This window comes from Polyangium jinanense, assembly GCF_028435365.1.
In genome coordinates this window covers 76,093-98,946 of record NZ_JAGTJJ010000029.1, presented here as the reverse complement: position 1 = coordinate 98,946, position 22,854 = coordinate 76,093, and the positions used below count along the sequence as shown (strand labels likewise).

21 protein-coding genes are annotated in these 22,854 nt (G+C 67.9%); 14 read left to right on the top strand and 7 right to left on the bottom strand.

The window, feature by feature from the left end:
* Genes KEG57_RS34010 through KEG57_RS33995 form a run of 4 tightly spaced genes read right to left on the bottom strand, consistent with a single transcriptional unit; the run spans position 1 to position 2,770 of the window.
* Positions 1–684, bottom strand: coding sequence for a glutathione S-transferase family protein (locus KEG57_RS34010; RefSeq protein WP_272421608.1), 684 nt, complete (start codon positions 682–684; stop codon positions 1–3).
* 10 nt (positions 685–694) lie between these two features.
* Entirely contained in the window at positions 695–2,080 is a 1,386-nt protein-coding gene (locus KEG57_RS34005; RefSeq protein ID WP_272421607.1) for a cytochrome P450, read from the bottom strand.
* Between the two features lie 10 nt (positions 2,081–2,090).
* Entirely contained in the window at positions 2,091–2,645 is a 555-nt protein-coding gene (locus KEG57_RS34000; RefSeq protein WP_272421606.1) for a Coq4 family protein, read from the bottom strand.
* A complete protein-coding gene (locus KEG57_RS33995; RefSeq protein WP_272421605.1) occupies positions 2,642–2,770 on the bottom strand; it encodes a hypothetical protein in 129 nt (42 codons plus the stop codon). Before KEG57_RS33995 ends, KEG57_RS34000 begins: the two co-directional genes overlap by 4 nt.
* A gap of 106 nt (positions 2,771–2,876) precedes the next feature.
* On the opposite strand from KEG57_RS33995, the gene KEG57_RS33990 reads away from it, so the two are divergent.
* The 5 genes from KEG57_RS33990 to KEG57_RS33970 all read left to right on the top strand — a co-directional run bounded on the left by KEG57_RS33990 (position 2,877) and on the right by KEG57_RS33970 (position 6,572).
* The gene (locus KEG57_RS33990) at positions 2,877–3,491 is read left to right on the top strand and encodes a TetR/AcrR family transcriptional regulator (RefSeq protein WP_272421604.1); all 615 of its coding nucleotides are present in this window, start codon (positions 2,877–2,879) and stop codon (positions 3,489–3,491) included.
* A 42-nt stretch (positions 3,492–3,533) separates the two neighbouring features.
* Positions 3,534–4,358, top strand: coding sequence for a hypothetical protein (locus tag KEG57_RS33985; RefSeq protein ID WP_272421603.1), 825 nt, complete (start codon positions 3,534–3,536; stop codon positions 4,356–4,358).
* A gap of 393 nt (positions 4,359–4,751) precedes the next feature.
* A complete protein-coding gene (locus tag KEG57_RS33980) occupies positions 4,752–5,603 on the top strand; it encodes a hypothetical protein (protein WP_272421601.1) in 852 nt (283 codons plus the stop codon).
* 224 nt (positions 5,604–5,827) lie between these two features.
* On the top strand, positions 5,828–6,214 hold the full coding sequence (locus KEG57_RS33975; protein ID WP_272459205.1) for a hypothetical protein: 387 nt from the start codon (positions 5,828–5,830) through the stop codon (positions 6,212–6,214).
* A gap of 67 nt (positions 6,215–6,281) precedes the next feature.
* Positions 6,282–6,572, top strand: a complete 291-nt coding sequence (locus tag KEG57_RS33970) for a hypothetical protein (protein ID WP_272421599.1) — start codon at positions 6,282–6,284, stop codon at positions 6,570–6,572.
* 55 nt (positions 6,573–6,627) lie between these two features.
* On the opposite strand, the gene KEG57_RS33965 is transcribed toward KEG57_RS33970, so the two are convergent.
* Positions 6,628–7,611, bottom strand: a complete 984-nt coding sequence (locus KEG57_RS33965; protein WP_272459204.1) for an aldo/keto reductase — start codon at positions 7,609–7,611, stop codon at positions 6,628–6,630.
* Positions 7,612–7,778: 167 nt separating this feature from the next.
* Here KEG57_RS33965 and KEG57_RS33960 point away from each other — a divergent pair, with 167 nt between their 5' ends.
* Positions 7,779–8,684 (top strand): LysR family transcriptional regulator, encoded by a 906-nt coding sequence (locus KEG57_RS33960; RefSeq protein WP_272421596.1) that lies wholly within the window; start codon positions 7,779–7,781, stop codon positions 8,682–8,684.
* A gap of 26 nt (positions 8,685–8,710) precedes the next feature.
* Here KEG57_RS33960 and KEG57_RS33955 read toward each other — a convergent pair whose 3' ends face one another.
* Complete coding sequence (locus tag KEG57_RS33955) at positions 8,711–9,721, bottom strand: LysR family transcriptional regulator (RefSeq protein ID WP_272421595.1); 1,011 nt, start codon at positions 9,719–9,721, stop codon at positions 8,711–8,713.
* Positions 9,722–9,829: 108 nt separating this feature from the next.
* Here KEG57_RS33955 and KEG57_RS33950 point away from each other — a divergent pair, with 108 nt between their 5' ends.
* Positions 9,830–10,723, top strand: coding sequence for an NAD-dependent epimerase/dehydratase family protein (locus tag KEG57_RS33950; RefSeq protein ID WP_272421594.1), 894 nt, complete (start codon positions 9,830–9,832; stop codon positions 10,721–10,723).
* A 118-nt stretch (positions 10,724–10,841) separates the two neighbouring features.
* On the top strand, positions 10,842–14,519 hold the full coding sequence (locus KEG57_RS33945) for an IPT/TIG domain-containing protein (RefSeq protein ID WP_272459203.1): 3,678 nt from the start codon (positions 10,842–10,844) through the stop codon (positions 14,517–14,519).
* Here KEG57_RS33945 and KEG57_RS33940 read toward each other — a convergent pair.
* Entirely contained in the window at positions 14,479–16,011 is a 1,533-nt protein-coding gene (locus KEG57_RS33940; protein ID WP_272421592.1) for a right-handed parallel beta-helix repeat-containing protein, read from the bottom strand. The genes KEG57_RS33945 and KEG57_RS33940 overlap by 41 nt on opposite strands.
* Positions 16,012–16,276: 265 nt before the next feature.
* On the opposite strand from KEG57_RS33940, the gene KEG57_RS33935 reads away from it, so the two are divergent.
* From KEG57_RS33935 to KEG57_RS33910, 6 genes are all read left to right on the top strand, one after another.
* Positions 16,277–16,690 carry a YkgJ family cysteine cluster protein gene (locus KEG57_RS33935; protein WP_272421591.1) on the top strand — a complete coding sequence of 138 codons (414 nt, stop codon included), beginning with the start codon at positions 16,277–16,279 and terminating at the stop codon, positions 16,688–16,690.
* Positions 16,691–16,908: 218 nt separating this feature from the next.
* Positions 16,909–18,753: a type VI secretion system Vgr family protein gene (locus tag KEG57_RS33930; RefSeq protein WP_272421590.1), complete on the top strand. Its 1,845-nt coding sequence runs from the start codon at positions 16,909–16,911 to the stop codon at positions 18,751–18,753.
* 9 nt (positions 18,754–18,762) lie between these two features.
* Positions 18,763–20,049: a PAAR domain-containing protein gene (locus KEG57_RS33925; RefSeq protein ID WP_272421589.1), complete on the top strand. Its 1,287-nt coding sequence runs from the start codon at positions 18,763–18,765 to the stop codon at positions 20,047–20,049.
* A gap of 16 nt (positions 20,050–20,065) precedes the next feature.
* A complete protein-coding gene (locus KEG57_RS33920) occupies positions 20,066–20,980 on the top strand; it encodes a DUF4123 domain-containing protein (protein ID WP_272421788.1) in 915 nt (304 codons plus the stop codon).
* A 3-nt stretch (positions 20,981–20,983) separates the two neighbouring features.
* Positions 20,984–22,309 (top strand): alpha/beta hydrolase family protein, encoded by a 1,326-nt coding sequence (locus KEG57_RS33915; protein WP_272421588.1) that lies wholly within the window; start codon positions 20,984–20,986, stop codon positions 22,307–22,309.
* Positions 22,310–22,339: 30 nt separating this feature from the next.
* Positions 22,340–22,852 (top strand): hypothetical protein, encoded by a 513-nt coding sequence (locus KEG57_RS33910; protein WP_272421587.1) that lies wholly within the window; start codon positions 22,340–22,342, stop codon positions 22,850–22,852.
* The last annotated feature ends 2 nt before the right edge of the window (positions 22,853–22,854 follow it).

The following is a 22,854-nucleotide window of genomic DNA, read 5'->3' as shown; positions in this document are numbered from 1 at the left end:
TCAGCTCGCCCGGAAATCCGCGGTCCACACACCGGCGGCGCGGCACTCCTCATCGTGAGACAGGTCGCGGAAGGTCTCGGCGATCCCTTCGTCGTACCACCTTCGCATCGACGGACGCTCGAGCATCCGCGTCGCGTAGGCCGCAGCCGCTTCCCCGAAGTGCAGTCCATACGTCTGCCAGCGGAAGACCACCGGCGCGAAGAAGGCGTCGACCGCCGTGAACGTGTCCCCGGCGAGGAACGGCCCGCCGAAGCGCTCGAGCCCCTCCGTCCATAACGCCGAGATCCGCGCCACGTCGCGCGAAAGCGCGGGCGGCGTCTCGTGCAAGCGCACGCGAATGCCGATGTTCATGCTGCACTTCTCGCGCAGCACCCCGAATCCTGCGTGCATCTCGGCGGCCGCGGAGCGCGCCCAGGCGCGGGCGGCTTCGTCGCGGGGCCACACGCTGGGGTGCCTTTCGGCGAGGTATTCCGCGATGGCGAGCGAATCCCACACCACGCGTTCGCCGTCGAGCAGCGTCGGCACTTTCCCCGCTGGCGTCATCGCGCGGAACGGCGCCCAGGCGGCCTCGTCGCCGAACCGGAGCAAACGCTCCTCGAAGGGAATGCCTGCTTCCAGGAGCAGGATCCACGGGCGAAGCGACCAGGACGAGTAGTTCTTGTTGGCGATGTAGAGGGTGTACACGGCGGGCAGTTTACCCGGACCGCCCGTCGAGGTCACCCACGCGGCCGGGTGTTGCGGGTCGGCGCGGCGTGATGACCATCGGCAGCCCATTGGTGATGCCCAGGGTGCCCTGCATCGTCCAGCGCGGCTCGAAGCGGGCGCGCAATCGAGGCGTGAAGCGCTGCGCGAGCATCGCCAGAAGCAGGTGGCTCTCGAGCAGCGAGAAGTTGTTGCCGATGCAAATGCGCTGACCGATGGCGAACGGGTGGTATGCGTAGCCGTGACGGGCGGCCTCTCGCTCGCGCGTCCAGCGATCGGGGTCGAATACCTCGGGGTTTTCCCAGATCTCTGGATGCCGGTGCGTGTAATACGGCGACAGCATCACCGCCGCGCCCGCGGGCACGTCGAAGCCGGCGATCCGATCGGCGGCGAGGGCATCGCGCACGTAAAAGGGCGCCGCCGGGTAGAGCCGCAGCACCTCCTTGACGACCTGCAGCGTATACGGAAGCTGCCGCAGCTCGTCCGCGGTCGGCGTCCGTCCGCCGAGCACGCGATCGAGCTCCTCGTGCAGGCGCTCGGTCACCTTCGGGTTCGTCGCCAGCGCGTACCAGGCGAACGTCATGGTGCGCGCGGTGGTTTCGTGGCCCGCGAAAAAGGTGGTGATCGACTCGTCGCGCAGCAGGGTCTCCGACATGGCCTGTCCGGTCTCCTCGTCGCGCGCCTTCATGAGCCGCGAGAGGAGGTCGTCGGGCCAGGACGCCTCGTCGGTGCCGCGCCTTTGCGCGATGAGCGCGCTGATCGAACGATGCACCCGCTCCCGCGCTGCGAGGTATTTGCGATTCTTCGAGGTAGGCAACCAATCGGGGAGCGAAAGGCCCGCCATCCGGTCGTTGACGAAGGAAAGCATCGTCTCCACCGCGTCCTTCATCTGGTGGATCGACTCCATCGTCTCGGTGCTGAACATCGCCTTCAGAATGATGGAGGCCGTGACGTTGGTCATTTCCTCGGCGATCTCCACCTCGGTGCCCTTGCTGGCGAGCGCCTCCCAGCGCTCCACGAGGCGGGCGCCATCGCGAATCATCAGCTCGGCATAAGCTTGCACGCCCTTTGGGGTGTAGAAGGGCGCCATCAACTTGCGCTGCCGGCGCCAGAGATCCCCGGTGCTCGCGACGATGCCATTGCCGATCAGGTATTTCCGCACCCCGTCGTAGCTGCCGAGTTTGTCGTAGTTCTGCCGATGGCTGATGTTGACGCGCTCCACCGCGTCGGGGTGCATGGCGAAGACGAGCGTTCGCCGGCCGATGCGCACCTGGAACACGTCTCCGTGCTCGCGCCATTGCTTCCCCACGAAGTCGAGGAATCCGAGGGTGCGAACGCCGTGGATGAACTGTAAGAGTCCGGGACCGGGGGGCCGCATGCTCAGGCCCTCACGCAGGGGCGCACAAGAGGTCGGTCAGCGTCGACACCGGCTGTTCCCACAGCTTCTCGTAGCTCACGCTGAGCAGCTCGCGCGAGTGGCGGCCACGCGAATAGGCCGCGCGCAGCCGGCCGAGGTACGCCTTGAAATCCTTGAATCCCGAGCGCTTGAGCTGTCGCGGGACCGAATACGCCAGGATCAGCACCGCCTGGCGGACGCCGAGGTTGCCGAGCACGAAGGCCTGCAGCTCCATCTCGCCGGGCTCGTCGGTCCCATAACCGGTGATCAGGTGAAACAGGTCGTGCGTCTCGCGGTAGCGTTTGCTGAGGTAATCGACGTCGCTCGCGACGGGGAACGTGGTGATGAACGGCTCGATGCCATTGTCGCGGAAGTAGCGCACGAATTCGTGGCCGAGCGTGCCTTTCGGCAGGCGCGCGAGGGCTTCGAGGTCGAGCTCGCGGCCCTGCAACGTCGGGCGCTCGTCGAGCAGCCGGCGGGCCTCGGGAATCTCGCGCCACGTCTCGGCCAGCTTCGCGTACGTCTCGCTATCGAGGCACGCGTTCACCAGCGGACCGCGTAGTACGTGTGCCCAGGGTCATTGGCCAGGACGCCGAGCGCGTGGACGGCCAGGCGGATGCGGGTGAAGATCGACGCGTTCGCGGGCAAGGTCGGCAGCGTGTCGTCGTTCATGAAGCACTCCTTCAGCGGCGAGCAGCCCTGGCTTCCGGCGCTCGTGGTTCGAGCATATCCGAAGTGGACAGTGGTGTCCACTTCGGCTTCGGGGTAGAGTCGCGCGGTGGAAAGCCCCACGGAAAAAAGACCGGCGCGCCGGAAAGACGCCGAGGAGAACCGCGCGCGGATCGTCGCTGCAGCACGCGCGGTGTACGCCTCGGCCGGCTTCGACGCGCCGTTCGATGCGATCGCGCGTCACGCCGGCGTCGGGCGGGCGACGCTCTATCGGAACTTCCCGGACCGGTACGCGCTCGGCGCCGCCATCGTCGAGGATGATCTCTGCGAGCTCGAGGCGCTCGCCCACGAGCACGGCGATCGTCCCGACGCCTTCATGAAGCTACTCTCGGCCATCGTCGAACGGCACACCGAGACCCACGCATTGGTGCCCGCCCTGCTGCGTGGACCGGGCGAGCACGCGCTCCAGGCCCTCGTGCCCCGGGTGACGCGGCTGCTCACGGTGCCACTGCAGCGCGCGCGCGCGGCGGGGCTGGTCCGCGACGACCTCACCCTCGCCGACGTGATCGACGTGCTCGCCATGCTCTCGGCCGTCCTCGCGGACGATGGATCGGGCCGCGCGCGAGATCGGCGTATGGCACGGGCGCTCGAGCTCTTGATCCACGGCCTCGTCCCGCGCGCGCCGGTCGGCTCGCCCATCGGACCGAATTCTCCTCGAATGTGAGAGCCTCGCAAGCGCAATCGCGAAGGCCACGTCCACGGCGCGATGCGCCTCGGAAGCGTCGAACACGGCGGCCGAGCGGCGTTCGAGGGTGCGCGCGAGCTCCTCGAGCGGAGCACCATCGTCCACGGCGGCCCTCGCGATGCGGGCCACTTCTTCTTCGGGGACGTCCATTCGTTGGGAGCAGAGGAGGAGAAGGTCGCCCGCGCCGAGCTCGACATCGAATGGGTCGACGCCCACCCCGGTTTGCGTGAGTCCCCCGAGCCCGTTGGCGATGATGTTCAACGGGATCTGCGCCGGGTCGATGTCGCGGGCTTGCGACATGCGATCCGCGACGAGGTGCAGGTAATGCTCGACCACGAGACTCTCGAAGTGGTGGGCGCCCGCGCGGAGCAGGAGCGCGCGCCCGATCCCCACGTGGATCCCACGCACGCGAGCGCCTTCGACGGTGGCGGCAATACACCCGACCAGGAGGCCGTAGATACGGTCATGCTTCGGGACGTTGGCCACGACCCGGTCGATCTCCGAGAACATCGCAGCGAGATCACGCGGGAGCGCCGCCGGATCTCCGAAGTCCGCCGCGCACGCCTCGTACACGCGCTCGGCCCCTCGATGCAATTGCATCGCGCCGGCCCAGTCACAGTTGTCGGGGAACCCCTCGGCGGCTCCCACGAACCGGAGCTCCGCGCCAACGCTCGTGAATGGCTGGACGAGCGCACGCACGGCCAGGCGTGCGCCGAGCCACCCCGTGCAGGGCCCCCCCATTCCGTCAGCGACGACGAGCAATCCCTCTCCGGCTCCGGCGCCGACGTCGATCGTCCGTCCGACTGCCGCGCGAAGCGCATAGGCCCAGGGTCGATTCGATGGTGAGGGTCATGGCCGAAGCAACCAGGACGAGTCATTCTTGTTGGCGATGGAAGGGGTGTACATGGGGGGCAGTCTACCCGAAGCTGCGGGCCTTTCGATCCCGACCTCGGAGAACCATTGTTTTGGTCTCATCCTCACAGGATGCTTTCCCCGAAGATGCGGGGGGAGGAGCCAGGCGACCATGCGAAGGTGCGACCGCCGCAGCGATGATCTCCACGGGGCGCGGAACGAGCCGTTCGTGAGCGAGCCGACAAGAGGACCGATGGATGCAACCGACGAGACGCCACGCACTCCGCTCGAGTGCATCGACGGCGAACCCTTCGTGTTTGCGGACGTTTCGCCCATCCCCGGCCGCTCGCCGCATCTCAATCTCCCGCTGGTGCGTTACGGATTCGAATGAGCGTCGAGGCGCTCGCCGAAGCCGTTCGAACCGGCGTATGGCCTCGCGCCGTGGCGCGCCTCGAGCTCGACACGCCCGAGCGACGGGACCTCACGGGCCGCATCGCCTCGTCGACGCGGGATCCATTCGAGGCCTGGGATCGGCTCCGAATGCATCGCGCCCGCGAGGGATACGAGGACGACCCACTGCGGCTCTTTCATTTGCACGGCGTGGGCATCGGCGGCGCGCCCGGCTCGATCCGGCGACGCATGCGCGCCTGCGCCGTCTCCATCGCGCTTTGCCGCAGCCCCGGCGTTCCGCCCGCGCGCGCCGTGCACCACCCGATCACGACGCAGGACGCCGTTGCTTTCTCGCGATTCGCCCCGCTCGTCGCGCAGGCCGAACGTCTCGCGCTCGCGGCCACGCGCGCCCTGGATGCGCTCGGTCGAAGCACGAGGGCTCTCTCCGAAGGCCGCCGCGAATCGATCCGCCGCCCCGTCTGGAGGACCGGGATCCATCGGGAGCGGCCGCCGGAGCGAGCGGCCCTCCTTCTCATGGTCGAGCTGATGCGGCAGGTCCCCGGCGGGCTCGCAGACGTCCCGATTCCACGAACCTGGTGGGGGGCGTGGACCCGCGCATGCGTCGCGGCCGTCGGCGAGCTCTCGTGGCGCAAGCTCGTCGCGCAAGGGAGTCGCGTGGAGCCGCAGCCGAGGTCCTTGGGCGCGCGTTTCTTCCTGGATCCGGCTGCGGTCGGCCGTGCATTTGCCGATCTCGAATCGCCGTTCGGCTTGCTCCTCCAGCTCGAAAGCCTCGGCGTCGAGGTCGTGGGGTTTTCCCACGAATCCGTGACGCTCGAGCTCTGGCCCTGATCCTCGACGAACTTCGCGGCGCGGGGGCGTGCGCACCGATGCGGGCCCGAGCCGTATATCTCGGATTGCTCCTCGTGTTTTGCTTTGGGCTCATGGTTCCCCGCCAATCGCGCTCCGCCGGTCCAGCACCAGCGCGAGAGTGCTAGCGTGGGCGAGTGAAACTTCATTCTGTACCCCTGCTGGGAGTTTTCCTCGTCGCGTGTGGCGGTTCGGAGCCGAGCCCCGTGGCCGCCCCGACCCCCGCGCCCACCTCGGCCTCGACAAGCATGCCCATCGAGGAGGCGAGCCCGGCGCCGGTGAGCCCCGAATCAGTCGCCGCGTGCACGATGACGAAGAGCCTGTCCGAGTCCTGCGCTCCGTGCGTCAAGTCTCGTTGCTGTTCTCCGCCTGTGGCCTTCACCCCCAGCGCGGCCCAAGCGCTCGGGTGCCGCATGGGATGCCGCAAGCCGCCCCCCGCCGGGACGCCCGTGCTCGAAGACAGCGACCGTGCTGCGATGATCCAGGCCTGCCTCGCCACGTGCGGCCAGCTCTTCGAGCCCTCCGACGAGGCCACTCGACTCGACGGTTGCATCGCCGAGCGCTGCAATCCCGAGTGCCTCGCCGGGAAGTGAGGCGCGGGCCTCCCGCTCGATGACGTCGAGTGTCTCCCCTCTGATTCGATCCCGGATCAGACCCGAAGTGCAGCTCGGCGACGCAGGCCAGAAGCTCGGGGCCATCGAGAATCAAAAGCCGCAGGCCGCCGCCGAGGCGCAAAAGAATGGCGTCTCGCCGGCCGAGATCCGGAAGCGGAGGCGCGCCTGGGCGAAGGTCGCCAAGGCCGTGCTCACGAACCTCGAACAATCGAGCGCCCCCGCCGCCGCCGTGGACGCCATTCGCGCCCCGCTCCTCGCGGCGGCCGAGAAGGCGACCGCGCGACGGCGCGCGAAGCAGGCCGCAAAGGCAAAGCAGACGCCGAACGCGGAAGGCTAGCTACACGACGCGTTCCATCGCATCAGCTCCCCTTGCCGCCCCCGTCCCGCCTTGCTCAGAGCCCGGTCCTCTTCTCCAGGTGTTCGGGATAGCGAGCCCCATGCACGGTGATCTTCGAGGCGGCGCTCTCGATCTCACGGAGATCGTCAGGCGAAAGCTCGACGCTTTCTGCTCCGATGTTCTCCTGCAGGCGGTGCAGCTTCGTGGTGCCGGGGATCGGTACGATCCATGGCTTCTGCGCGAGGAGCCATGCCAGAGCAATCTGGGCCGGGGTCGCCTTCTTCCGTTCCGCGACCTGGCCCAGCAGATCGACCAAGGCCTGGTTCGCTTTCATTGCCTCCGGCGTGAATCGAGGGATGATGTTGCGGATGTCGGAGCTCGCGAACGTGGTGTTTTCGCTGATCTTGCCCGTCAGAAAGCCTTTGCCCAGAGGGCTGAATGGAACGAACCCGATACCGAGCTCCTCGAGGGTCGGCAGCACTTCCGCTTCAGGGCCTCTCGTCCACAGCGAGTATTCGCTCTGTACCGCCGTGACCGGCTGGACCGCGTGGGCGCGGCGGATCGTCTTGGCGGAAGCCTCGGAGAGGCCAAAGTGCTTGACCTTGCCCTCCTGGATCAGCTCCTTCACCGCGCCCGCGACGTCTTCGATCGGCACATCCGGGTCGACGCGGTGCTGGTAGAACAGATCGATGTGGTCGGTCCGGAGGCGTTTCAGCGACGCGTCCGCGACCTGCTTGATATGCTCGGGTCGGCTGTTGAGGGAAGACACTCCCACGTCCGCGTTGAAGCCGAATTTGGTGGCGATCACCACCTGCTCGCGGAAGGGAGCGAGCGCTTCGCCCACGAGCTCTTCGTTCGTGAACGGGCCGTAGATCTCGGCCGTGTCGAAGAACGTGACGCCGCGCTCGACGGCCGTTCGAATCAGCGAGATCGCCTCCTGCTTGTCCGTGGCTGGACCGTAGCCGAAGCTCAGTCCCATGCAGCCGAGGCCGATCGCCGAGACTTCCAGATGGCTGTTTCCAAGTTTGCGCTTCTGCATTGAACGTTCTCCTGTCGGACCGGCGGCGGAATAAGCCTTCGACTCGGCTCCGTCCCCGTGCACGAAGAAACGTACGCCCCGGTCCCGCGGAGGACTAGGCGCCGGGGAGCCAACGGGCTGTTAACCCATGCTTGACAATGAGGCGCGCTTGAAGCCGGATCCTCCGCATGAACACGGCGCCCTTCCCCCAGCTCCAGGCGTTCCTTGCCGTGGCGCGCCTGCAGAGCTTCAGCAGCGCGGCGCGCGAGCTCGGCGTCTCCAGGTCCGCCGTGAGCCAGGCGGTGCGGCAGCTCGAGGAGCAGCTACGCGTGGTGCTCCTGGCCCGCACGACGCGTAGCGTGTCGCTGACGGATGCAGGGCGGCGGCTCGTGGAGAGCGCCGGCCCGGCAATGAGACAGGCGCTCGCCGCCCTCACCGAGGTCTCCGCGCAGCCGGGAGAGACGGTGGGCCGGGTCCGGCTGTCGGTGCCGAGGGCGGCGGTGCCCTTCATCATCGCGCCGTTGGTGCCTACCTTCCGCGCCCGTCACCCGCGGATCGAGGTCGAGGTCGTCCTCGAAAACCGCTTCGTGGATATCGTGGCGGAGGGCTACGACGCGGGCGTGCGGCTGACCGAGGCCATCGAGCGCGACATGGTGCAGGTGCGGCTCACCGACGCATTTCGCTTCGTGGTGGTGGGCGCGCCGAGCTACCTCGCGCGCCACGGGACGCCGCAGCGCCCCGAGGATCTCTTGCGCCACGAATGCATTACCTTCCGCATGCAGACCACCGGGGCGCTCTACGCATGGGAGCTCGAGCGGGGTCGCAGGAACTGGCGCGTGCCGGTGCGCGGAGGCGTGGTCACGAACGAGAGCGAGCTCGGCGTGGCCATGGCCGAGGAAGGCCTGGGGCTGGCATACGCCTTCGAGCCCATGGTGATGGAGCAGCTACGCACCGGGCGGCTCGAGCGTGTGCTCGAGCCCTACGCGCCCAAGGTCCCCGGCTTTTTCCTCTACTACCCGAGCCGCGCGCAATGCTCCCCGGCGCTGCGCCTCTTCGTGGACGTGGCCAAGGAGCTGCTCGTGCGCGCGAAGTGACACGACGACGCGCCGCCCGCGCGACTTCATCGCGACGCAGCCGCACGAGGCGGGGGCGTGCGGGCCTTTCGCGACCGCTCACGCGAGCCGCCCCGCGGACCTGACGAGGCGTCCCGACCGTGGCGATCGTCTCCGCCACGCGCCATGAACGATTGCAACCGCGGGACCATGTGGTCGAGAAACACGCGGACGCGTTGTGGCACGCGCTGCCCCCCGAGATAAAGCGCGTGCACGTCTTCGACGTCGCTGTGCTCTTCGTCCGCCAGCACTTCGACGAGCCGTCCGCTCTCGATGTCGGGATCGACGTGGAAGTCCGCGAGCCGCGCCAATCCGACGCCCGCGAGGGCCATGGTGCGCACCGTCTCGCCGTTGTTGGCGAGCAAGCTGCCGCGCACGGTTCGGTCGACGACACGACCGCCCTGCCGCATGGGCCACACCGGCGCCGACCGCCGAAAGTTGAAGCCTAGGCAATTGTGGCGCTCGAGATCCTCGACGGTCCGGGGCGTCCCGTGTCGTTTCAGATAGGCCGGCGAAGCGACGATCCGGCGGCGTGCCGTGCCGACCTTTCGAGCGACCAGGTTCGAGTCGCCGAGCGCGCCGACGCGAAATGCAATGTCGGTGCGATCGAGGTAGAGGTCGACGATTTCGTCCGACAGCGACACGTCGACGACGATTTCCGGATACGCCTCCCAGAAACCCGGCAAGAGCGGCAAGAGCCCGCGCACGCCGAAGGCGACCGACGCGTTGACGCGCACCGTCCCCCTCGCGTGCGCACCTCCCTGCGCGAGCTCCCTTTCCAGATCGTCGAGCTCGCCGAGGAGCGCGCCGCTTCGTTCGAAGTAGACCTGGCCCTCGTCGGTCAACGACAGGCGTCGTGTCGAGCGCTCGACGAGGCGCACGCCCATCCGCTCTTCGATCCGGCCGACCAGCTTGCTCACGGTCGACGGCGTCATCCTGAGCTGACGCGCCGCCTCCGAGAAGCTGCCGGCTTCCACCACCCGCACGAAGACCCGCATCTCGCCCATGCGATTGTCCATCTCGACCCCTGCCTTGTGAAAGGGATTCACATGTCATGCGCATGCGCGGCGGATTGTCAAAGGGCCGCGGTGATTCCATCGTCCAGGCCTCGAGAAAAGGAGTGTTGCATGAAGATCTTCGTGACCGGTGCAAGCGGCTATATCGGTGGTTCGGTCGCCGCGCGGCTCGCCTCCCTGGGGCATGTCGTGCGCGGCCTCGTCCGTTCGGCTGCGAAGGTCGAAGGCGTGCGCGCGAAGGGCATCGACCCCGTCCTCGGCACGCTCGACGACGCCGCATTGCTCACCGCCGAGGCGAAGGCCGCCGATGCCGTCATCAATGCCGCCGACAGCGACCATGAGGGCGCCGCCATCGCACTGCTCGCCGGACTTGCCGGCTCGGGCAAACCGTTCCTCCACACGAGCGGCACGAGCCTCGTTGGCGACGAAGCGATGGGCGAACCGTCGAGTGCGATCTTCACCGAGGAGACGCAGGTCGTGCCGGAGCCGGACAAGGAACACCGCGTCGCATTGAACAAGCGCATCGTCGAGGCCGCCCCCGGCGTGCGAACCGTCGTGCTCTGCAACAGCCTGATCTACGGCCACACGCTGGGCCCGCCCGCCCAGAGCGTGCAGATCCCGCCGCTCTGCGCCCAGGCAAAGGAGAGCGGAATCCCGCGCTACATCGGCCGCGGCCTCAACATCTGGTCGAACGTCCACATCGCCGACATGACCGAGCTTTATCTGCTCGCGCTGGAGAAGGCGCCGGCAGGGAGTTTTTACTACGTGGAGAATGGCGAGGCCTCCTTCGGCGATCTCGTCCGCGCGATCGGCAAGGCCCTCGGGCTTGGCGCGGCGGAGTCGTGGCCCGCCGATCAGGCGATCGCCCGGTGGGGCCGTGAGCTCGCCGTCTTCGCGCTCGGCTCGAACAGCCGCGTCCGTTCCGAAAAAGCCCGCCGCGAGCTCGGCTGGAACCCGCAGCATGGCTCCGTCATCGATTGGGTGACGAACGACATGGTTCGGTGAAGCGGAGCTCGTCCAGGCACACGGGAATCGTCCTCTGCTGTCATCCTCCCCCTTCTGCCGCCGGCGTCTCCGCTCTATCCTCCTCGATCCTTCCCTTCCGTCACAGGAGGAGCACGCCATGCGTTCCCGCGCGAAAAGCCGACTCTCGCTCGCGTTCCTGATCAGCCTCCCGCTCGCCGCCTTCGCGACGGGTTGCTCCGACGATGCGCCCTCGACCTCCGGCACGACGAACCCCGCCGGCAGCGGCGGCGCGGGCGGCGTCGGCGGCATGGGCGGGAGCGGCGGCTCCGGCGGCAACGGTGGGAGCGCCGGCGCCGGCGGACACGAAGAAATGCGCGGCCCGGTCTCGTTCACCACGACGCCGGTGCTCGTTGCGCGCGTCGGCGACCCCTACCTCTACGCGTCGCAGGCCGTTCAGGAAAACGCCCTCCCTGGCGACACGATCACCTACTCGCTCACGACCAAGCCCGACGGCATGCAGGTCGACGCCGCGACGGGCGAGGTCACGTGGACGCCCGCCGCAGGCCAGGAAGGGCCGCAGGTCGTCTCGCTCGTGGCCACGGGCCCCGACGGCCAGAAGGCGACGCAGGACTACACGATCGAGGTCGAGCCCGCCGTCGCCATCATCGGCATGCAGCCGGCCGCCGGCAGCGCCGCCGGCGGCGAGCTCGTCACGATCAGCGGCTACGGCTTCATCGGCGCCGTCGGTGTTCTCTTCGGCAACGTCCCGGCCGCCGACGTCATGGTCCTCGACGACGGCACCCTCAGCGTCACCACGCCCGCCGCCGTCGCCCGCACCCGCGTCGTCACGCTCACCCTCGACGGCACGCCGCAAGCCACGTTCTCCCCGGGTTTCACCCACCTGCCCGTCGCCGGTTCGACCGACGTCACGCAGGCCAAACTCTCCTCCACGCTGAAGGTCCAGGGCCTCGGCTTCGACCCTGCGTCCGTCGAGGCGAACCAGCTCGCGATCCCGGGCCGCAGCGGCACGCGCCGCAAGATCGTCACGAACCAGGCAACTCCCGGCGACCTCGCCTTCGCGCTCGGCGTCGGCAACTCCGAGTCCACGCTCGCGACCGGCGCCATCGCCATCGAGGTCAACGGCCTGCGCTCGAACTGGCTCCCGCTCACGATCACCGACGCCTCGATCCCCGCCGAGCTCGCGGTCACCGGCTTCGACGCGCCCCACGCACCCGGCGAGAACATCACCCTCACCGGCGCTGGCTTCGTCGGCCTTTCGCCCGCCGACCTCACCGTCACGTTTGCCGGCGCCGCCGCGCCTGCGCCCGTCACCTCGATCAACGCCGCCGGCACGCAGGTCGTCGTCACCGTCCCCGCGGACGCCGTCACCGGCCCGTTGAACCTCGCCGCCCCGGGGCGCTTGCCTGCGCGGAGCTACGTCGCGGCCACGATCACCGGCACCACGCCCGTCCTCTCCGTGCTCGACACGACCCCGGCCGGCGGCGCTCCCGGCAGCGCGCTCGTCCTCCGCGGCACGGGCTTCGCCGCGGACGCCGCGATGAACAAGGTCACCTTCGACGGTGTGGACGCCGTCGTCCTCTCCGCCGAGCCCGATCGGCTCGTCGTGGAAGTCCCGGCCGTCGACTTCGGCCCGGCCGAGATCCTCATCGATTCGGCCGGACAAACCACGAACGCCGGCGTCTTCGGCGTCTCGGGCGATTACAAGATCCTCGCCGGCGGCGGCCCCGAGGAGAACGAGATCGGCGACGGCGCGGATCCCTTGCTCGCCTCGATCGAAGGCGGGTTCGTCACGACGGACGCGGCCAACAACTATTACATCGCCGATCGCAAGCGTGTCCGCGTCATCAACAACGGCTCGATGCCCGTCACGATGTTCGGCAAGACGATCCAGCCGAAGACCATCCAGACCGTCGCGCAGGCGCCCGAGGGCGTCGCCGCCGTCGCGATCCACCCCGTCACGCAGGACGCGTATTTCGCGTCGGGCTTCCGCATCTTCCGGGCCAAGCGCACCGACGGCACCGTCACGGACTATGCCGGCACCGCGTCGAGCGGCAACGGCGGCAACGGCGGCAACCGCCTCAGCGCGAGCTTCAACGGCATCACCGACCTCGCCTTCACGGCCGACGGCTCGATCCTGCTCGTCGCGGACAACAGCAACGGCACGATCCGCGCGATCAACACCACGGGCACGGCCACCACGGCCTGGGGCGTCACGATCGCGGCCGACGCGGTCGATCAGATCGCGAACATCGGCGCCGTCAATCCGCTCACCGTGACGCTCGACGCCGACGGCAGCATCTACACGGCGACGTCCATCCAGCTCCGCAAGATCCCCGCGAACCGCCCGCCGGTGGGCGATCCGATGTACGTCGAGAGCGTGCACCTCGCGGGCAACGGCAACAATTCGAGCCTGCCCGCCGAGGGTTGCCCCGCGATCACCACGCCGCTCGGCATCAACAGCGGCGTCATCGTCGATCCCGTCCGCGGCGACCTGCTCGTCGGCAGCCGCCACGGCCTCATCCGCCGCATTCGCCCGGCCGGCGGGAACCTGGCGACGGCGCTCGACGAGAACGACTGCATCGATTTCGTCGCCGGGAGCTGGGACATGGGCAAGGCCATCCCGAACGCCGGCTACACGGGCGACGGCGGCCCCGCGAAGAGCGCCACGTTCGCGCTCTTCTCGCGCCCCTTCGTCGATCGCAACGGCTCGCTCCTCGTGCTCGCCGAGGGCCGCCTGCGCCGCGTCCTGTTCGACGCCGCCGGCAATCCGGGGCTCGTCGAGGCCGTCGCCGGCACGGGCCCGACCAAGATCGACAACCTGCCCGGCCTCTCGCTCCGCGCCCTGAACAGCCTGAGCTCCATCCGCGTCGACGCGGCGAACAATCGCTACATCTACACTTCGGACGCGCGCGTCGTGGCCCAGGATCGCACGACGAACTTGCTCATGCCCCTCGCCGGCACGGGCTACACCGGCAACACCATCGGCCCGAACGGGATGGCGCTCGCCTCCGATCTCGCCTCTTTGCGCGGCTTTGATCTCGCGGGCGGCGCGCTTTACCTCCTCGAGGCGAGCCTGCCGCGCGTGTCGAAGATCGACCTTGCGACGGGCATGCTCTCCGTCGTCGCGGGCGACGGCCGCGCCGCCACGACCGCCGAGCAGCAGGCGGCGGGCCTCGCCACGGCTGCGCGCGTCGCCATCAACACCGGCGCGGGCAAGGCCACGATCGGCCCGAACGGCGCGCTCTACTTCGCCGACGCGAACTACCTCCGCATCATCAACATCACGAACCAGGCCATCACCACGTTCGGCGTCACGCTCGAGCCCGGCTACGTCGACGACGTCCCGCAGAGCCTCGGCCCGAACATCAGCGGCATCGCCTTCGCGCCGAACGGCGACCTCTACGTCGCCTCGTACGATTCCAACGCCGTCCGCCGCATCCCCGCCGCCGGCCCCTTCACCGCGGAAAACGTCATCCCGGGCGACAGCCAGCGCTACGGCGTCGCCAAGCCCGGCGCCCTCTCCGACCTGCGCCTCAATCGCCCGAGCGACATCACCTTCCTCCCGACGGGCGAGCTCGTGATCGCGAACGACTTCGGCCACACGCTCGTCGTCGTCGAGCCGGATGCGAGTGGCGCGATCGGGCCTTCGAGCCACTTTGCGCACGTCTTCGGCAGCGGCGCGCCGGGCCGCCTCGCGGCCGACGGCGCGCCGCCCCTCTCCGTTGCGCCGCGCGGCGTCCGTGCCGTCACCGTTGACGGCAAGGACCTCGTCCTCATCGCTGGTGAGCGCGTGGTCCGACTGGCGATGCCCTGACCCCTTGCGGCTCCGCCGGCGCCACCTCGCAGGCGCCAATGCTGTGCCCCTTCTCCCGCCTCATCCGTGGTTTCCCCATGAAATCCTGGTGCTCGTCCACCGGATCCGCCGTCGCCGCCCGCGCCGCCGGAGACGCGGGCAAAAGCGTGTAATCGCCCCGCGCCGGATCCACGAAGAGCCGCGCGAGCGGCAGCGACAGCGAATGCCCGTCCTTGCCGAGCTGCTTTCGCCAATCTTCGAGCGGCCGCACCCTCTCCCCGATTGCCACTCGATCAAGGACGTTCCCGTCGCTCTCCACGAGCTTCGCGTCCTTCTCCGTCACGAGCTCGAGCCCTGCGCGGCGCGCGTCCCGATGATACAGAATGTTGTTCCGCACCACGTTCGGCCCTGCGCTCAATCGCACCTGCAGCGCGCTCCGCGCCCCCTCGGGCATCACCACCGTGTTGTGCACGATCGAAAGCCCCTTCGGCCCGAAGCGACCGTCCCCGTCCTCCTCCGCGTCCTCTTCGCTTCCATCCGCGTCGCCGAACGCCACGATGCCTGACGCGGCATTGTCGTAGAGCACGTTCCCCTGGACGATCGAATCCTGCACGCCGTCGAGGTTGATCCCCGCGCCTTTGCGCTTCTTGTTGTTCGCGAGCAGCCCGGCGCCATTGCCGATGATGAGATTCCGCTCGATGGCGGCGCCGGTCACGAGCCCGTCGGCCACGCCGCCGTAGAAACTCTTGCCGGACTTGTCGAACTCGGGCCTCTCGCGCATGTCGGCGTTGATCTGGATCCCGCAGCCGTCGTTGTCGCGCAGCACGTTCGCCCGCACCACGGGCCTGTCGCCGCTGTTCGACAGATAGATCCCGTGCTCGCGCCGGCTCCGCCGGACCTCGTTGTTCTCGACCACGAGATCGTCCGCGAACGACGAGAAGATCCCCCATCGACCGTTGTCGAAGTACGTCCCGTTCCGGATCGCCACATTCGTCCCGTAAAACACCGCCACCGCGGCCCGCGGCGCGCCGTACGACGAGATCCCGTCGAGGACGACGTGGTGAGATCTCCGCAGAATGATGTTGTCCCGACAAGCGTTCTTGTTCTTGCAATCAGGATCCGGCCGGACGACCGCGCGCTTGCCGATCGCGAAGATCGTGATGGGCCGGCCCGGCTCGCCGCGCAGCCCGTCCACCGTGAACCGCGCGTATTCCCCGTCTTCCACGAAGAGCACGTCGCCGGGCGCCGTCGCCAGGGAAATGCCTCGCTGGATTTCCCGGCAGGGCTTGCTCTCCGAGCAATCGTTTGCGTCGTTTCCCAGCGGCGAGACCCGGAATCGCCGCCCGCCCTGCGGCGACAGAGGCCTCGTCTTCGCGGGCCCGATCGACGCCAGGTTCTGCATTTGCGGCGGCGCGGAAGCCGCATCGGCCGACTCGCCGTGGTCGCCGGGCGAGGCCGGGCGCGAGCACGCAAGCAGCAAGACAAGCGGAGCGGCGCTCAAGAAAACGCGCATGACAGCACCTCCGCGTGAGTCCTTGAAAGGTAGCGCCCGCATTCGACCCCGTCACGACGAATTGCGACACAACGCACAAACCTGGCCGCCCAGGACGCGCGGGAGAGCACCGGGGACGGGATGAGTTCGTCTAGGCTGCGTGATTTTGCCCACATCGCCTGCTCGGACGAACCCCCTCGACCCGCGCCTTCGATGCGCCTAGACTCGCGCCGCCTCGTCGCGTGACGCGGCATCCATCCAATTCCAACTCTCCCTGGAGTCAGCCGTGGCCGCCGGACGAACGCGCGTTCAATACGATTGCACCAAGTGCGTGGCATTTTGCTGCTCCATCTACGAGCGCGTCGAGGTGACGGCGCGGGACGTCAAGCGGCTCGCCGCCCATTTCGGCCTCACGCCCGAGGTCGCCGAGAAACGCTTCACCGTGCACCGCTTCGGCGGCCGCATCCTCCGCCGGAAGAAAGATCCTTTCTTCGGCAAATCCTGCAAATTCCTCCACCCCGAGACCCGCGGCTGCACCATCTACGAAGGCCGCCCCCAGGCCTGCCGCGAATACCCCGGCAAGAGCCGCTGCGGCTACTACGACGTCCTCCAATTCGAACGCGAAATCCAAAACGATCCCACCATCGTCCCCATCGTCCGCCTCACCTTCAAGAAACAGCTCCGCGACGCTGCTCGCTGACCCTGTCGATCCAGCCCTTCTGCCTCAGCGTGCCGGACCACCGCGCCCCGGCGAATGAAGGCCCGGTCACGACAAGTCCCTCCACCCCCCGCCAATCTACACCGTCGGCATCATTTTTCACGGATAGCTCATCGACGCCCATGACGCGGGGTGTCGATATGCCTTCGCATGGCTCGGCCCCCTTGCATGCTTCGCCATGCTTTTCGTAGGCTGTGCCAATGGCGATCCTCGATCTCTCCTTCGAGTCCGGCGAGCAGAGCCTCTCCGTGCGGCACTTCTCGGTGCACGAAGGCATCTCGACGCTCTTCAGCGCCAGCATCGTCGCGCGCTCGCCGAAGGAAGACATCGACCTCGAATCGCTCGTCGGCAAGGCCGGAGGCTTGCTCGCGATTGGCAACTTGAACGTGCCACGCGGCTGGACCGGCGTCGTCAGCCACGCCGAGCAGATCGACGTCGAGCCGCCGACCGGCACCTCGCTCGGACTCTCCACCTACCTCATCCGGATCGTGCCCACGATGTGGCTGCTCACGCAGCGCAAGGGCAACCGGATCTTCCAGAAGATGTCGATCCCCGACATCGTCAAGAAGGTCCTCGGCGAGTACGGCATCACGCCCAAGGAGAAGCTCACCGAGCCGCACCCCGAGCACGAGTACCGCGTCCAATACGGCGAGACCGATTTCGCCTTCGTGAGCCGCCTGCTCGAGGAAGAAGGCATCTCGTACTGGTTCGGCCAGGCGATGAACGGCGACAAGATCGTCAGCGAGCTCCACCTCGCGGACGCGCCCACGCGCGGCGAGGCGCGCAAGCCCATCCGCCACGCGGAGAACCCGAACCAGCCCGGCAACAACGAGTGGATCTGCCGCGTCCACCTCGCGCACCAGGTTCGCCCCGGCGCCGCGGTGATCCGCGACTACGACTTCGAAAAACCCAAGTTCCTCCTCCGCGGCGAGGCCGAGAAGACCAAGAAGGAAGACTTCTTCGAGCAATACGTCTACGAGCACGGCGCCTTCACCGACGACAAGGAAGGCAAGCGCCGCGCGGACATCCTGCTCGAAGCCGAGCGCCGCACGAAGCGCGTCGTCTCGTACGAGGCGAACGCCTTCGATCTCGCGCCGGGCGTGATCTTCAGCATCGACAACCACCCGCGCGAGGACCTCGATCCGGGCAAGAAGCTCCTCGTCCTCGAGGCGATGCACGAAGGCACGCCCGACGGCGAGTGGACGCTCTCCGGCGAGGCCACGTTCATCGACGTCCTGCACCGGCCCGCGCAGCGCACGCCGCGCCCCAAGATCAACGGCATCCAGAGCGCGTTCGTCGTCGGCCCGAAGGGCGAGGAGATCTACACCGACGAGTACGGCCGTGTGCGCGTGCAGTTCCACTGGGATCGCGACGGCAAGTACGACGAGAACTCGACCTGCTGGATCCGCGTGAGCCAGGGCTGGGCCGGCGCCGCGTACGGCATGATGACGATCCCGCGCATCGGCCAGGAGGTCCTCGTCGGCTTCTGGGAGGGCAACCCCGACGAACCCGTCATCGTCGGCCGCCTCTACAACGGCAAGAACCGCGTCCCGTACAAGCTGCCCGACGAGAAGACGAAGAGCACCTGGAAGACGAACAGCTCGCCGACGACCGGCGGCTTCAACGAGATCATGTTCGAGGACAAGGCGGGCAAGGAGCTCTTCTTCGTCCAAGCGCAGCGTGATCTCTCGAAGCTCGTCAAGCGCAACGAGACCGAGCGCACCGGCGCGAACCGCACGATGGTCGTCGGGGCAAACCGTTCGAGCGTCGTCGGCGCCGTCGACACCACGCTCGTCGGTTCGAAGTACGCGCTCATCATGGCCAAACCCAAGGACCTCAAGGTCGAGGCCATGGGCAACCCCGACGTCGAGAAGCAAGAGACCATGATCGAGATGGTCGACGGCAAGATCACGCTGACCACGGGCAAGGCCACGATCACGCTCGACGGAGCCACGATCACGCTGAAGGCCGACGGTGACATCAAGCTCAACGCGGGTGGCGAGGTCGTCATCCACGGCGGCCCGTTCGTGAAGATCAACTGCTAGGAGACCGCCATGCCGCAAGCCGCACGCAAAGGCGATCTGACGGTGCACGGCGGCGTGCTCGCCGAGGGTTCGCCCGACGTCACCATCGGCGGGATGCCCGCCGCGCGCCTGACCGACAAACACGTCTGTCCGCTGCACGGCCCCGGGCCCGTCACGCAGACGTCGTTCACGGTCTTCATCAACAAGGTCGGCGCCGCGCGCGTGGGCGACGCGTGCACCTGCATGATGCCCTCCACCGCGGTCGGCGGAGGCGACGCGGCCAAACCCGAGCAGGCGAAGTGGACCTTCAAAGCGGACGGGTCCGCGACGAAGGAAAACAAGTACGCCACCGAGGGCGAGGGCACGGGCAAGACGCTCGGCGAAGCCTGGGACCAGGCGAAGAACAAGGCCGGCGACAAGGCGCTCGATCAGGTCGCGCACGGCCGCGATCCGAAGGATCAAGCGTGGAAGCCCAAGGTCGCGCTCGGCGCGAACAAGGAGCTCTGGAGCGCGACCACCGTGCCCAAGGGCGCCGACGGCAAACCCGTCGACAACTACGCGCAGTTCTTCTCCGGCTCGACGAAGGGTTCCATCGGGGCAACCGCCGAGATCGAGAACGTTCGCAACATGAAGGCGAACGCCGGCGGCAAGGCCGAGATCGAAGGTTCGCTCTTCGCGGCCGCGGGCAAGGCCGGCGACGCGAAGGGCTGGGGTGAAGTCTCGGGCGAGGCCAAGGTCCTCACCGCGAAGGCCGACGCGGCCGCGGGCGGGCAGTTCGAGGTCAAGAACGGCAAGGTCGAGTCCGCGTATGTCGAGGCGGGCGCGGGCGCGGGCGCGTCCGTCGTCGAGGGCAAAGCCTCGGGCAAGAAGACGTTCACGATCCCGCTCGTGAACCTCGACGTCAGCATCGGCGGCGAGGCCTCGGGCGCGCTGCTCACCGCGGAGGCGCGCGCGAGCGCGTACGCGGGCTACCGCGACGGCAAGCTCCAGATGGGGTTCGGCGCGAAGGTCGGCGCCTTGCTCGCGGGCCTCGGCTTCAAGCTCAACATCGAGATCGGCCCCGCCGAGGAGAAGAAGGAGCCCCCGAAGGCGCCCGGCGTCCCCGGCGTCGCGGGCATCGATCCGATCGCGATCGGCTGCATGACCGTGCTCATCGGCGGCACCCCGCCTCCGTACGTTCCCGGCGCGCCACCGCCCGATCAACCGCCGGGCGTCATCGTCGACGCGGTCGGCATCCGCAACAAGTCCCAGGCGCTGACGCTCAAGGCCGCGAAACGCGCGGCGGCGCCGTTCACGCCGATCAAGTGCGACTTCTGAGGGAGAACGAGGCTTGATGGACAACGGCATGAACGAGCACGAGTCCCCTCTCGTCACGACCGCGGCCTTCGCCGACGGCATCGAGCGCCTCACGCGATCGGGCCGCCTGTTCGCCGCGGTCGACGCTGCGGACGCGCCGTTCGTCGCGGAGAAGGCCACGCAAGCCGGCCCCCACGCCGCGGTCTGTCTCTACAAACCCAAGGACGCGAGCGAGTGGGCCGACGCCGCGCCGTACCTCTTCCAGGTCGATCCTTCGACCTGGACCTGGCTGCGCGAGGGCCTCACCGAGGATCCGAGCCTCTGCATCTTCGCGATCGCCGACACGAACCTCGAAGGCGTGCGTCGTCACTTCCGCCGCTACCTCCTGGTCCAGTCGCCGGCGGGCACGAAGATGAACTTCCGCTTCTACGATCCGCGCGTGCTCGTCACGTGGCTCGACTGCTGCACCGCGCAGGAGCTCGACGATTTTTACGGCCCCGTGAGCGAGTACGGCATCCCCACGGAAGACGGCCTCGGCGCGCTCTTCTGGAAACGCCTCGTCGAGGGCGCGCCGCGCAAGCGCGAGGACGTCCTCTACAAGCTGCGCCCGGCGCAGATGCGCGCCTTCTCCAAGGCCTCGGAGGAGCGCTTCACGGATCGCACGGTGAACTTCCTCCAGACGCAGTTTCCGGACGCGCGGGAGGAGCCGAGGCCTTCGCTCAAGTATTTCGTCGCCGAACAGATCGATCGTGCGCGCACGCTGCACGGCTTCACGACGGAGCTCGAGCTCGTGACGTACGTGATCACGGCCTGGGCGCTCGGCGGTGATTTCGATACGGCGATGCCGGCCGTGGCGGAGACGCTCGCGGCCAAGCACCTCTCGTCCGGTGACAAGGCCGCGTGGATCTCGGACTTCACGCGCAAGCTTCTTCGTACGCTCGAGGAGACCTGAGTCATGCCTGGTGGCGGTCTATTGCAGAGAGCTTTGGGCGCGGCCTCGAACGCGGCCAAGAAGACAGCCGGCGCCATCACGGGTGGCGCGCAGATGATTGGCGACGGGATCGTCAGCGGCGCGAAGGCCGTCGGCAATGCCGTCGTGACGGGCGCGAAGGCCGTCGGCAATGCCGCGGTCGCGGTCAAGGACACCGTCAAGGAAGGGGTCCGGGGCGCGACGCGGGCCGTGGCGGACGCCGGGTACAACGTGCTCGGCGCGGGCAAGGACGCGCTCGACTCCGGCGCGAAGGCCGTCAGCGACGCGTATGCGAAGGCCAAGGAGCATTTCACGGGCAAACCCCCGGCCCAGCCTTGTATTGCGTGCACCGGCAAGGACGTCGACCACGACGGCGCGATCTTCGGCTACGTGAACGGCAAATGCGTGCCGCTCACCCAGAAGGGCCAGGAGGTCACGCGGGCCGATATAGAAAACGCGAAGAAAAGCGGCTACAACCCATCGTCGGCGACCCATTCGGCCTACGACCCAGAACGGCCGGACGATCCTGCGCGAAACACCTCGCAGGCGACGAAGGATTGCTGCGCGAAATGCACCGAGGGCAAACCTCCGCGCACGATCTTCTACGTCAACGGCATCAATACGACGCGCACCACCCATTGCGAGACGCTGAAGCAGCTCGGCGACATGACGTGCGCCACCGTCGTCGGCGTTTACAATGCCACCGAAGGGTTTGCCAAGGACGCGCAGCAGACCTCGAAGGATCGGCGCCTCATTCGCGAGGCGGCGGCGGGCAAGAAGGACCTCACGACGGACGGACGAAACCCCGCGGTGAACACGCTGAGCGACCTCGTCGTGGCCGAGCGCGAGTCGGGGCGGCCCGTCGAGATCTTCGCCCATAGCCAGGGCGGCGCCGTCACGAGCCTCGCGCTCTACGACGCGAACAACACGCTCAAGGCGGGTTCGCCCTCGCCGAACGCGGGCCTCGACGAGAACGTCAAGGTCACGAGCTTCGGCTCCGCGGCGCCGCAATGGGTGAACGGGCCGAAGTACACGCATTACGTGCACGTGAACGACGCGACGCCGATGGTGTTCGGCCTCGGCGACAATCCGAGCAATCACGCGAAGTACGCGGGCGGCGGCAACGTCGTCACGTTCTCGGGCGAGCGCGGCCAGGCTGCCGATTTCGAGACGAACGGCAAGAACCTCGACAAGCACTGGCTGCCGGGGATGACCGAATACCACGGCATCGACGACGATCTTTATTTCAAGGCCTACCAGCAGCAGAACCGGAACACCGGCGACACCTGCGGCTGCGGCAAGAACAAATAAGGCGCCGAGGCGGAAGGCAAAGGGACGACGATGGCGACGAACAGCGCGATGCCGCCGGGGCGGGACAGGGCCGAGGCCCTCATGCAGTTCTACGCGCGCAAAGAAAACCGCTACGACGCGGCGTTCGATGCGAACGGGGACATCTCGTTCGGCGAGTTCGGCTTCCGGCACGAGCCCGAGAAGGACGCGCTCGTCGGGCGCGTCTTCGTGGCGAAGGCGTGGCGCGACGGCGCGCCGGAGGCGCAGATCGACGCCTTCATGAAGGTCGGCCGCGCGCTCAACGATCCGGCGATCGGCGGGCTCTTCGACCAGGGGGGAGGGTATTTCCACCTCGACCCGGACAAACGCATGTATTTCCTGAAGAAGGATTTCCCCCTCGCCACGACGACGCGGGAGATACTCGACGAGGGCATGGAGAAGCTCAGGGATCTCGCCGCCACGTGGACGACGCGCTGGTTCGCGCGCGTCGCGGACATCACGCACGGTCGCGCGCTCCCGCCCTTGCGCCCCGTGAAGCAAGACGATCCGGACGACACGATCTGACG

Coding starts and splice junctions, on each gene's coding strand:
- KEG57_RS34005 (WP_272421607.1), bottom strand. CDS start 2,080: ATGCGGCCCCCCGGTCCCGGACTCTTACAGTTCATCCACGGCGTTCGC.
- KEG57_RS33995 (WP_272421605.1), bottom strand. CDS start 2,770: ATGAACGACGACACGCTGCCGACCTTGCCCGCGAACGCGTCGATCTTC.
- KEG57_RS33985 (WP_272421603.1), top strand. CDS start 3,534: ATGCGCCTCGGAAGCGTCGAACACGGCGGCCGAGCGGCGTTCGAGGGT.
- KEG57_RS33980 (WP_272421601.1), top strand. CDS start 4,752: ATGAGCGTCGAGGCGCTCGCCGAAGCCGTTCGAACCGGCGTATGGCCT.
- KEG57_RS33965 (WP_272459204.1), bottom strand. CDS start 7,611: ATGCAGAAGCGCAAACTTGGAAACAGCCATCTGGAAGTCTCGGCGATC.
- KEG57_RS33960 (WP_272421596.1), top strand. CDS start 7,779: ATGAACACGGCGCCCTTCCCCCAGCTCCAGGCGTTCCTTGCCGTGGCG.
- KEG57_RS33955 (WP_272421595.1), bottom strand. CDS start 9,721: ATGGACAATCGCATGGGCGAGATGCGGGTCTTCGTGCGGGTGGTGGAA.
- KEG57_RS33950 (WP_272421594.1), top strand. CDS start 9,830: ATGAAGATCTTCGTGACCGGTGCAAGCGGCTATATCGGTGGTTCGGTC.
- KEG57_RS33945 (WP_272459203.1), top strand. CDS start 10,842: ATGCGTTCCCGCGCGAAAAGCCGACTCTCGCTCGCGTTCCTGATCAGC.
- KEG57_RS33940 (WP_272421592.1), bottom strand. CDS start 16,011: ATGCGCGTTTTCTTGAGCGCCGCTCCGCTTGTCTTGCTGCTTGCGTGC.
- KEG57_RS33930 (WP_272421590.1), top strand. CDS start 16,909: ATGGCGATCCTCGATCTCTCCTTCGAGTCCGGCGAGCAGAGCCTCTCC.
- KEG57_RS33925 (WP_272421589.1), top strand. CDS start 18,763: ATGCCGCAAGCCGCACGCAAAGGCGATCTGACGGTGCACGGCGGCGTG.
- KEG57_RS33920 (WP_272421788.1), top strand. CDS start 20,066: ATGGACAACGGCATGAACGAGCACGAGTCCCCTCTCGTCACGACCGCG.
- KEG57_RS33915 (WP_272421588.1), top strand. CDS start 20,984: ATGCCTGGTGGCGGTCTATTGCAGAGAGCTTTGGGCGCGGCCTCGAAC.
- KEG57_RS33910 (WP_272421587.1), top strand. CDS start 22,340: ATGGCGACGAACAGCGCGATGCCGCCGGGGCGGGACAGGGCCGAGGCC.